Origin of the sequence: Allobacillus salarius, from assembly GCF_007559425.1 — a bacterium.
GTDB lineage: Bacteria > Bacillota > Bacilli > Bacillales > Alkalibacillaceae > Allobacillus > Allobacillus salarius.
Map to the genome: position 1 here is coordinate 39573 of NZ_VMHE01000017.1, position 10931 is coordinate 50503.

Consider the following 10931-nt stretch of genomic DNA (forward strand, 5'->3'; position numbering starts at 1 on the left):
TTGACTTGTGAACAGTGTGAATATCTCTGCACAGTTGTTTACACTTTATGCACATGTGGATAACTTAAGTTCTCAACGTAACCACTGACTTATCCACAAATCCACAGGCCCTATTACTATGATTACTGTTTTATTCTTAAAACAAATAAATATGACAAATCATTCTCAGGAGGTTCCTATGAAATTAATCATTGAACGTAATCAACTCATGAACAGTATCCAACACGTAATGAAAGCCATCTCATCTAGACCTACCATTGCGATTTTGTCGGGTATTAAATTAGAAGCTCAACAAGACTATGTAAAATTAACTGGTAGTGATTCAGATATTACTATTGAATCTACTATTCCTCGCGAAGAAGACGGAATGATCAACATTCATGATGTCCAACCGGGTACCGTTATTTTGCAAGCCAAATTCGTATCGGAAATTGTTCGTAAGTTACCAGGTGATCAGGTAGAAATTGAATCCGATGATGAATTGAACGTCACCATCCGTTCTGGCGCAGCAGAATTTAAATTAAATGGACAAGATGCAGAAGAATATCCACAACCTGCATTATTGACGACAGACAACCAATTCGAGATTCAAGCAGACGTATTTAAAAACTTGATTCGTCAAACGAACTTCGCGGTTTCGACACAAGAGACACGTCCGATTCTTACAGGTGTTCATTTCATCTTAGAAGACGGTGTATTTGAATTAGTCGCTACAGACAGTCACCGTTTAGCTTCACGCAAGATTAATTTGAACGATGATGCACAAAATATATCTTTCAGAAATATTGTTGTACCTGGAAAGAGTCTTTCTGAACTGAATAAGATTTTGGATGATCATCAAGAAAAAGTGTACGTTAGTGTTTCAGACAATCAAATTCTCTTTAAAACAGCGAACGTTAATTTCCTCTCTCGTCTTTTGGATGGAAATTACCCAGAAACATCTCGTTTGATTCCGGAACAAAGCAAAACGACGGTTTCTATTAAATCCCGTGAGTTGATGCAGACCATTGACCGTGCGAGTCTATTGGCTCAAGATAATCGAAACAATATCGTGAAACTAGCGACAATGCCGAATCAATTACAAATTACGAGTCATTCACCAGAAATTGGAACAGCTGAAGAAAAAGTTGAGACGATGAGTATCGAAGGAGAAGATTTAAAGATATCTTTTAATGCGAAGTATATGATTGATGCACTCCGAGCGATTGATTCTGAGGAGATTGAGATTGCCTTTACAGGAGCGATGCGACCATTTATCCTTCGTCCACAGAATGAAGAGGAATCCATCTTGCAATTGATCACACCAGTTAGAACGTATTAATGCAAAAAAATAATGACAACCAGCCTGGGAAAGACGCTTTTCTTGGCTGGTTTTTATATCGATTCTATTTTTAAGAATATTTAGCCGGAAAATGTTATTGATACAGTCGATCGAATTACTGAATGGAATATCAGAAAATCAAGACAATACGATTAATTTCCTTTTCCTCCTTATTTTTAGTAAAATAAAGGGATAAGCATGTTGCTGAATAAAGGAAGTGAAAACAGTGGCTGAACCAATAGAAATAACGACCGATCAAATTACTTTAGGGCAGTTCCTTAAGTTAGCCAATATCGTTGAATCTGGTGGGATGGTTAAATTATTTCTAAAAGAATTTGCCGTATACATCAATGATGAACAAGATCAGCGCCGCGGAAGAAAATTAAAGCCCGGTGACCTGGTTGAAATACAAGGCGTTGGATCCTATAAAGTCGTCCAATCCAGCGAATAATTCAAGGAGCTTCAACCATGTACATTGAGGAATTATCTTTAGTCAATTACCGGAATTACGATCGCTTAAAGGTGCAATTCGACCATAAGGTCAATGTGATTTTAGGTGAAAATGCTCAAGGAAAAACAAATTTAATGGAAGCCATCTATGTTCTTGGATTTACAAAGTCCCACCGAACGCCAAGGGATAAAGAATTAATCCAATGGGACGCGGAGTATGGTAAAATAAAGGGAAGGGTTTTTAAGAAGAATCGTTCCCTTCCTCTTGAGGTTATTTTTTCGTCAAAAGGAAAAAAAGCGAAGTTCAACCATATCGAACAAAAACGATTGAGTGATTACATCGGTTCTTTGAATATTGTCATGTTTGCACCGGAGGATTTGAATCTTGTAAAAGGCAGCCCTCAAGAAAGACGTCGTTTCATTGATATGGAAATCGGTCAAATTGAACCGATTTATATTTATCATTTAAACCAATATCAAAAAATATTAAAACAACGAAATGCGTTATTAAAAGATTTGCAGAGAAGACGGACACAAGATACGACAATGCTGCAAATTTATACGGAGCAATTGGCAGAGCACGGAGCAGCCATCTTATTTCGACGTTTTCGTTTCTTGAAAAAATTACGGGAATGGGCCGTGCCGATTCACCTTCAAATTAGCAGAGATCAAGAGAATCTTAAAATAGATTACGTATCGAAGGTTGATGTATCAGAATCTATGGATATGGAGAAAATGAAAGATACATATCTAACGGAATATAATCGCAAAGAAGAAAGTGAAATTGAGCGTGGTACGACGTTATACGGACCACATCGAGATGATTTAGTTTTCACGGTAAATGATCGGAACGTGCAACACTTTGGTTCTCAAGGACAACAGCGGACGACGGCTTTATCGTTAAAGCTTGCCGAAATTGAGTTGATTTATCATGAGGTTGGTGATTATCCAGTGCTACTACTGGATGATGTGTTAAGTGAATTGGATGATTACCGACAATCCCACTTACTCAATGCGATACAAGGGAAAGTCCAAACATTCGTTACGACAACGAATATCGATGGAATCGCACATGATACGATTCGTGAAGCGGAAATTTTTACAATCCATGAAGGAAAGCTAGTTGAGACCGAATGACTGAAACAGTTAGTAGGTCGACAGTTTGAGAGGGGAATTTATCTATGTTTGTTCATATCGGAGATGATAACGTCATCAGAACCGAAGAAGTGATTGCGATGGTCGATTACAGCCTCTTCAGTTCTTCGACGATTATTGAAGAAATGATTTATAACCAACGGAAAGAAAATAATGTGACCGATTCTGCTTATGATGAAGCGAAATCAATTGTCATTACCGTCGATCATATCTATTTCAGTTCCCTATCTGTTGCGACGCTCTCTAAACGAGCTCAAATAGCAGACTTCTTGGATAGTGTTGATGATGTGATGGAAGATTCGGATTAAGTCAGATAGCAGCAATTATAGAAAATGAAGGTGAGATTATGTCGATGGAAGATCAAATCAACAAGCCAAATGATTATGGGGCCAGTCAAATTCAAGTTTTGGAAGGATTGGAAGCAGTCCGAAAAAGACCTGGTATGTATATCGGTTCTACGAGTGAAAGAGGATTGCACCATCTTGTATGGGAAATCGTCGATAACAGTATCGATGAAGCATTAGCGGGATATTGCGATCATATTGAAATCGCAATCGAAAAAGATAATAGTATTTCTGTCACTGACAATGGACGCGGTATCCCTGTTGATATACAAGAAAAGGTTGGGAAGCCAGCTGTAGAAGTTATTTTAACGGTACTTCACGCAGGTGGTAAGTTTGATAGTGATACGTATAAAGTATCAGGTGGTCTTCACGGGGTAGGTGCTTCAGTCGTTAACGCTCTGTCTGAATCGCTGGAAGTCTACGTTCACCGTGATGGAAAGCTATACTATCAATCTTACAAACGAGGTGTACCTCAAGACGAGTTGTCTGTTATTGGAGAAACTGATCTTACTGGTACGAAAATCCATTTTAAACCAGACAGTGAAATCTTTGAAACCCTTGAGTTTTCGTATGATTCATTAGTCAATCGGACGAGAGAGCTTGCCTATTTAAATAAAAAGTTACGCATTTCCATTGAAGATAAACGAACGGATGAAGAAAAAGATTCATTCTATTACGAAGGCGGAATCCGGGAGTACGTTGAATATTTAAACCGTACGCGCGAAGCTCTTCATGAACCGATCTATGGAGAAAATGAAATTGATAATGTCGTTGTTGAATTCGCGATTCAATACAATGACGGTTACAACAGCAATATTTATTCTTTTGCGAACAATATCCATACGATGGAAGGTGGAACACACGAGCAAGGCTTTAAAACAGCACTCACCCGTGTGATCAATGATTACGCTCGTAAAAATAATTTATATAAAGAAAGTGATCCGAACTTAATTGGCGAAGACGTCCGTGAAGGACTAACGGCCATCGTTTCCATTAAACATCCCGATCCACAATTTGAAGGACAAACAAAAACAAAACTCGGAAACAGCGAAGTTAGTCAAATTACGAACTCTGCTTTCTCAGAGAAATTTACACAATTTCTATTTGAAAATCCGCGAGTTGCCAAACAAATCGTAGAGAAAGGTTTGATGGCATCACGTGCTCGGATTGCTGCGAAGAAGGCTCGTGAAGTCACTCGTCGTAAAAACGCTTTAGAAGTTTCTAGTTTACCAGGGAAATTGGCGGACTGTTCATCGAAAGATCCAAGTGAAGGCGAGCTATATATCGTTGAGGGTGACTCAGCAGGTGGCTCAGCGAAACAAGGCCGAGATCGACATTTCCAAGCTATATTGCCATTACGAGGCAAAATTATTAACGTTGAAAAAGCGCGTTTAGATAAGATTCTCTCCAACAATGAGATTCGTATGATGATTACAGCGTTAGGAACAGGCATCGGGGAAGAATTTGATATTTCTCTTGCAAGGTATCATAAAGTCGTCATTATGACGGATGCGGACGTTGATGGTGCACACATTCGAACATTGTTGCTTACGTTCTTCTATCGTTACATGCGTCCATTAGTTGAACACGGCTATGTTTATATTGCCCAGCCACCGTTATACAAAATCCAGCAAGGCAAAAAGGTTTATTATACGTATACAGATAAAGAAATGGAAGAAGTTTTGGCTGAACTTCCTCAGATCCCAAAACCAGGTTTACAACGGTATAAAGGTTTAGGTGAGATGAATCCTAGTCAGCTATGGGAAACGACGATGAACCCTGAAACACGTACGATGCTCCAAGTCACATTGGAAGACGCTATGGAAGCGGATGAAGTGTTTGATGTATTAATGGGTGACCATGTTGAACCACGCAGAGATTTTATCGAAAAGAATGCTCAATACGTTAAGAATTTGGATATTTAACGAGTGATTAAAGCCGTTCGAATAAAAGTTTACGGTGGGGTAACTTGCGCAGAGGTGTTGGTCTTTCATTGATTGACCTACCTCTCCGCCTCTCTCCCCTCTCCATGATTTAAAAGGAATCATGCCATGTTAGAAGCTTTTATTCGGACTGGCTTTTGACTCATTCAAGGAGGAGTTATCGTTGGATCAAGAACGTCCAAGAGTTCAAGAAATTAATTTAAGTGATGAGATGAGAACATCTTTTTTAGATTATGCGATGAGTGTTATCGTCTCTCGTGCATTGCCTGATGTCCGGGATGGTTTGAAACCTGTACATAGAAGAATTTTATATGCTATGCATGATTTAGGAATGCATGCAGATAAATCTTATAAAAAGTCTGCCCGTATTGTCGGTGAGGTAATCGGTAAGTATCACCCACACGGAGATTCTGCCGTATATGATGCAATGGTCCGTATGGCACAAGACTTTAACTATCGCTACACATTAGTAAATGGACACGGAAACTTTGGTTCAGTCGATGGTGACGCTGCTGCGGCAATGCGTTATACAGAAGCTAAAATGTCCAAAATTTCGATGGAACTATTGAGAGACATCAATAAAAATACGATTGATTATGTGGATAACTATGATGGCGCTGAACGCGAACCAGTCGTATTGCCAGCTCGTTTCCCGAATCTGCTTGTCAACGGGGCATCAGGAATTGCAGTCGGAATGGCAACAAACATCCCGCCTCACCAGCTTGGTGAAGTAATCGATGCCGTATTGGCAATCAGTAGAAACCCAGAAATCACGATTGAAGAATTGATGGAAAATCATATCTACGGACCGGACTTCCCGACAGGCGGAGAAATTCTAGGTCGAAGTGGTATCCGACAAGCGTTTCAAACAGGAAAAGGTTCAATAACAATCCGATCAAAAGCAGATATTGATGAAGTTAACGGCAAACCGAGAATTATCGTTAGTGAAATTCCTTTCCAAGTGAACAAAGCTAGATTAATTGAAAAAATTGCTGAGCTTGTCCGTGACAAGAAGCTTGAAGGGATTACCGATTTGCGTGATGAGTCGGACCGTGATGGTATGCGTATTGTGATGGAACTGCGTCGCGATGCGAATGCCAATGTCGTATTAAATAATCTTTATAAGCAAACCGCTATGCAAACAAGCTTTGGAATCAACATGCTCTCCCTTGTGAACGGGGAACCAAAAGTAATGAATTTAAAACAAACACTTGAGTACTACTTAGAACACCAGCGTGAAATTATTACACGTCGTACTCAATATGAATTAGATAAAGCACAAGCACGTGCTCACATTTTAGAAGGTCTTCGCGTTGCATTGGATCATTTGGACGCTGTTATCGAATTAATCCGGAAATCTCAAACAGCAGATATTGCAAGAGAAGGATTAATGGAACAATACGGCTTATCCGAAAAGCAAGCGCAAGCTATTTTAGATATGCGTTTACAACGTTTAACTGGTCTTGAACGTGAAAAGATTGAAAATGAATACAATGAAATTATGGCATTGATCGCAGAATTAAAAGCTATTTTAGCAGATGATGAGAAAGTTTTAGAAATCATCCGCGAAGAGCTTACAGCGATCAAAGAACAGTTTAACGATGAGCGCCGAACAGAAATTGTTATCGGTGGAACAGACTTTATCGAGGATGAAGATTTGATTCCGGAAGAGACAATTGTCATTACACTCACTCACCATGGCTATATCAAACGTTTACCACTTACGACGTATCGCTCCCAGAATCGTGGAGGTCGAGGTATTCAAGGCATGGGAACAAATGAGGATGACTTCGTGGAACATTTATTATCTACTTCTACGCATGATACGTTGCTGTTCTTTACGAACAAAGGAAAAGTATACCGAGCGAAAGGTTATGAAATTCCTGAGTTCAGCCGTACAGCGAAAGGGCTTCCTCTTGTAAACGTGCTTGAAGTTGAACAAGATGAATGGATCAATGCTGTCATTCCAGTTAAAGAATACGATGAAGCATCCTCTCTATTCTTTACAACGAAAAATGGCTTGTCTAAACGGACTATGTTGAATCAGTACAAAAACATCCGTCGAGGCGGTCTACGTGCGATAAATTTACGTGAAGATGATGAATTGATCTCTGTCCGATTAACGGACGGCGAGCAACATATCATTATCGGAACGAAAAATGGCTTGGCGATTCGTTTCCATGAAACCGATGTTCGGACAATGGGACGGACGGCAACGGGTGTGAAAGGAATCACCTTGAGAGAAGACGATGAAGTCGTATCCATGGAAATTCTACATGAAGGTAGCGAGGTACTGACCGTTACATCAAAAGGCTTTGGTAAACGAACGCCTGAAGATGAATATCGTCTACAAAACCGTGGCGGTAGAGGAATACTCACTTGTAGATTAAACGATCGAAACGGTCATGTTTCAGCTGTTAAACCTGTATTTGGTGAAGAAGATTTAATGATTATTACTGAAACGGGTGTACTCATTCGTATGGGCTCAGAAACAATTTCTCAGACGAGCCGAAACACACAAGGTGTCCGTTTGATCCGTTTAGGTGATGAAGAAGCTGTAGCTACCGTTGCATTAGTCGAGAAAGAAGAAGTTGAAGAAGAGTTGGAAGAAGAAATTGATGAAGCTGTGGAAGAGAAAGAAGAACAGCTAGTCGATGAAATTGAAGAAGTTGTCGAGGACGATGGTGACCATTCAGGAGAAGAAAATTAAAGTGAGGTGAATCCTCGTGAAAGTTCACCCAGACCAACTGATGCCCGGTTGTCTCTTGACGAAGGATGTGATTGGCAATGCCATTCACCCACTTATTCCGAGGAATACGGTAATTGAACCGATTCATATTCAAGTATTACAAACATTTAAGATTCAAGTCGTTGACGTTGCACCTCGTTTGGTCAACGGAGATGTTTTTCACGTTGAAAAGCGAGTCCAACCAGTTGAAGATAAAAAGAAAAATGAAGAGAATAATCAAGTGAACTGGACCTTTTATGATCATTATACAAACGCTGTGAAGGTTACCAAATCGATTTGCGAAGATTTAATGCGTACGAATCGATTAGATATTCAGCGGGTCCGAAAGTTGATTATTCCTTTGATGAAACAGGCTGTAAAGCAACCAAATTTATTTTTAGAGCTATATCAATATGGTGATAAACAACAATATATTTATCACCATATGGTATCAATCGCTTTGTTGGCAGCTAGTTTAGCGAAGAAATTAAACTATAACGAAGGCGACCGTTTAAAAATTTCGTTAGCAGCTTATTTAAGCGATCTAGGTATGATATCTGAACAACATACAATTTATTTACAAGAACGAGAGTTGACCGAGAAAGAAATCGAGAACATACGCACGCACCCTGTTCTTTCTTATCGACTAATTGAGGATAAGTCATCCATTAGCAAGGATGTGAAAATAGCTGTCTTACAGCATCATGAACGAATGGATGGTTCCGGCTATCCATTGGGTGTTAAAGCAGAAAAGATTCATCCGTTTGCTAAGGTGATTGGTGTCATTGATACGTACCACGCGATGACGTCTGAACGAGCGTATCGGGAGAAGCAATCGATCTTTAATGTCATTGAAGAACTATTGCAACGACAAGCGGGAAAATTAGACGTGCCAACGATCGAAGCGTTAATTCAAAACTATTTGACTCCGCAAGTCGGCACACGCGTGAAACTATCAAATGAACAAATTGGCACGGTCGTCTTTGTGGATGAGTCCTATCCCGCCCATCCTTTTGTTCAATTGGAAGATGCGAGTGAAAAGATTATTAATTTAAAAGAGCAACATCTACACATCGAGGAATTTTTATTAGATCATGAGGCTTGATTAGGTAAGTCAACATCCTTTGAGTCTGAACTCGGGCTCTAAGGATGTTTTTTTATTCATTTAGCTAGTACATAGAACAATAAAAATACTAAAAAAGTTAACAAATGATAATATTTTACCAATGTTTCATGACCTGAAATCATGTATAATAAGAAAGGTAATAATCGTATTACATAAAGAAAAGAACGTTATTTGGAGGAAAAAATAAATGATTAAAACATATAAATCGTTAACAGCTATCGTAATGGCAACTGTTTTATTAATGGCTTCTTTTGTGATGAGTCCGTTAAAGATTCACGCTCAATTGGATAACTTAAGTGCAGAATCAGCCATATTGGTTGATGCCGAAACAGGAGATATCCTTTATGCGAAAAATGCGGATGAGGCTTTGCCACCAGCAAGTATGACGAAAATAATGACCGAATATCTCGTTTTGGAAGCTATTGAAAAAGGCGACATTAGCTGGGATACACGTACAGAAATCAGTGAACTTGCTTACTCTATTTCTGCAAACAATTCTTTTTCAGGTGTAGGCTTACGTTTGGATCATGAATATACAGTTAAGCAGCTTTATGAAGCAATGGCAATCAATTCAGATAACGCAACGAGCATTGCTTTAGCTGAGTTAATCGCTGGCTCAGAAGGTGAGTTCGTCAAAATGATGAATCAGAAGGCTGACGAAATGGGCTTGCCTGATGCTAAATTTGTGAACTCAACTGGCTTAGATAACAAAGATTTAAATGGAAAACATCCAGAAGGAACTGGAGCAGATGATACGAATTTAATGTCCGCGCGTTCAACAGCATTGCTTGCTTATCATCTTGTAAATGATTTTGAAGAAGCATTAGACATTTCAAGCATTCCAAGAAAAGAGTTTGAAGACCAGGAAATGGTGAATTGGAACTGGATGCTTCCTGGAATGGATAGTCAAAACTTCGAACAATTTACGTACGAAGGTATGGATGGATTAAAAACAGGTTTTACGGATTTGGCGGGTTATTCATTCGCTGGAACAGCCAAGCAGGATAACAACCGTTTAATCTCTGTAGTCATGCGTACAGACAGTATTGAAGAACGATTTAATCAAACGGCGAAATTACTGGATTATGGATTTAACGACTTCAGTAAAGAAACATTATTCGAAGCAGGTCACCAAATTGAAGGTGAATCTACCATCCCTGTTTACCGCGGAAAACAAGATTCGGTTCAAGTAGAATCAGCTGAAGCCATTGAAAAAATGGTACGAAACGGCGATCAAGAAAATTATTCCGTCAGTTACGAATTCGATGAAGAAATGTTGAAAGATGGAAAATTAATAGCTCCAGTTGAAAAAGGGACAGAAGTTGGACGTATGGTATTAACGTATTCTGGAGATCATGATTACGGAAATATCGATACGGAAAAAGAAGAGTCATTCTCTGTTCCAGTTGTCACAAGTGAAGATGCTGAGCAATCAAACTGGTTTATCCGATTATTCCAAACCATCGGTGACTTCTTTGTCAGTCTATTCAACAGCATTAAAGGGTTATTTTCATAATAACTTGCAAAATGTGCATACTATCGATATATTAAAGTTAATAGTGAACTGAAAAGCTATGAAAGGAACTAGTAATAGTAAGCGTTTCTTAAGAGAGCTGGTGGATGCTGCGAACCAGTGAAACTCTGCTATGAATCCATCCTCGAGCTGATTGGCGAAAGCGATGCATAAGTCAATCCGGTCAAGCACCGTTAAAGCTTCCGAGTTGGGAGTAACTCTCCAACAAGGGTGGTAACGCGGGTATACAGCTCGTCCCTTTACTTAGGGACGGGCTTTTTTTAGTTTGCCCGGCATGGGTGAATTCTAACGGGTGAAAGTCCCGAGTGTGACCTGGTAGCGGTAAGCACA

At 39.4% G+C, this 10931-nt stretch carries 8 protein-coding genes and 1 other annotated feature; all 8 genes read left to right on the forward strand.

Annotated elements, in window-relative coordinates:
- The first annotated feature begins 178 nt into the window (after nucleotides 1-178).
- The 8 genes from dnaN (at nucleotide 179) to FPQ13_RS09545 (ending at nucleotide 10583) form a co-directional block, all read left to right on the forward strand.
- Nucleotides 179-1321 (forward strand): DNA polymerase III subunit beta, encoded by a 1143-nt coding sequence (gene dnaN / locus FPQ13_RS09510; protein ID WP_144089109.1) that lies wholly within the window; start codon nucleotides 179-181, stop codon nucleotides 1319-1321.
- 226 nt (nucleotides 1322-1547) lie between these two features.
- Nucleotides 1548-1772 (forward strand): S4 domain-containing protein YaaA, encoded by a 225-nt coding sequence (gene yaaA / locus FPQ13_RS09515; RefSeq protein ID WP_144089110.1) that lies wholly within the window; start codon nucleotides 1548-1550, stop codon nucleotides 1770-1772.
- A gap of 17 nt (nucleotides 1773-1789) precedes the next feature.
- Nucleotides 1790-2908, forward strand: coding sequence for a DNA replication/repair protein RecF (gene recF / locus FPQ13_RS09520; RefSeq protein ID WP_144089111.1), 1119 nt, complete (start codon nucleotides 1790-1792; stop codon nucleotides 2906-2908).
- Between the two features lie 44 nt (nucleotides 2909-2952).
- Complete coding sequence (remB, locus tag FPQ13_RS09525) at nucleotides 2953-3234, forward strand: extracellular matrix regulator RemB (protein ID WP_144089112.1); 282 nt, start codon at nucleotides 2953-2955, stop codon at nucleotides 3232-3234.
- Between the two features lie 38 nt (nucleotides 3235-3272).
- Nucleotides 3273-5195, forward strand: coding sequence for a DNA topoisomerase (ATP-hydrolyzing) subunit B (gene gyrB / locus FPQ13_RS09530; protein WP_186279636.1), 1923 nt, complete (start codon nucleotides 3273-3275; stop codon nucleotides 5193-5195).
- Nucleotides 5196-5424: 229 nt separating this feature from the next.
- The gene (gene gyrA / locus FPQ13_RS09535; RefSeq protein ID WP_236782659.1) at nucleotides 5425-7923 is read left to right on the forward strand and encodes a DNA gyrase subunit A; all 2499 of its coding nucleotides are present in this window, start codon (nucleotides 5425-5427) and stop codon (nucleotides 7921-7923) included.
- Nucleotides 7924-7939: 16 nt separating this feature from the next.
- Nucleotides 7940-9046, forward strand: coding sequence for an HD-GYP domain-containing protein (locus FPQ13_RS09540; protein ID WP_144089114.1), 1107 nt, complete (start codon nucleotides 7940-7942; stop codon nucleotides 9044-9046).
- 208 nt (nucleotides 9047-9254) lie between these two features.
- A complete protein-coding gene (locus FPQ13_RS09545; RefSeq protein ID WP_144089115.1) occupies nucleotides 9255-10583 on the forward strand; it encodes a serine hydrolase in 1329 nt (442 codons plus the stop codon).
- Between the two features lie 49 nt (nucleotides 10584-10632).
- Nucleotides 10633-10843, forward strand: a binding site (T-box leader).
- Nucleotides 10844-10931: the final 88 nt, after the last annotated feature.

Coding starts and splice junctions, on each gene's coding strand:
- dnaN (WP_144089109.1), top strand. CDS start 179: ATGAAATTAATCATTGAACGTAATCAACTCATGAACAGTATCCAACAC.
- gyrB (WP_186279636.1), top strand. CDS start 3,273: ATGTCGATGGAAGATCAAATCAACAAGCCAAATGATTATGGGGCCAGT.
- gyrA (WP_236782659.1), top strand. CDS start 5,425: ATGAGAACATCTTTTTTAGATTATGCGATGAGTGTTATCGTCTCTCGT.
- remB (WP_144089112.1), top strand. CDS start 2,953: ATGTTTGTTCATATCGGAGATGATAACGTCATCAGAACCGAAGAAGTG.
- recF (WP_144089111.1), top strand. CDS start 1,790: ATGTACATTGAGGAATTATCTTTAGTCAATTACCGGAATTACGATCGC.
- FPQ13_RS09545 (WP_144089115.1), top strand. CDS start 9,255: ATGATTAAAACATATAAATCGTTAACAGCTATCGTAATGGCAACTGTT.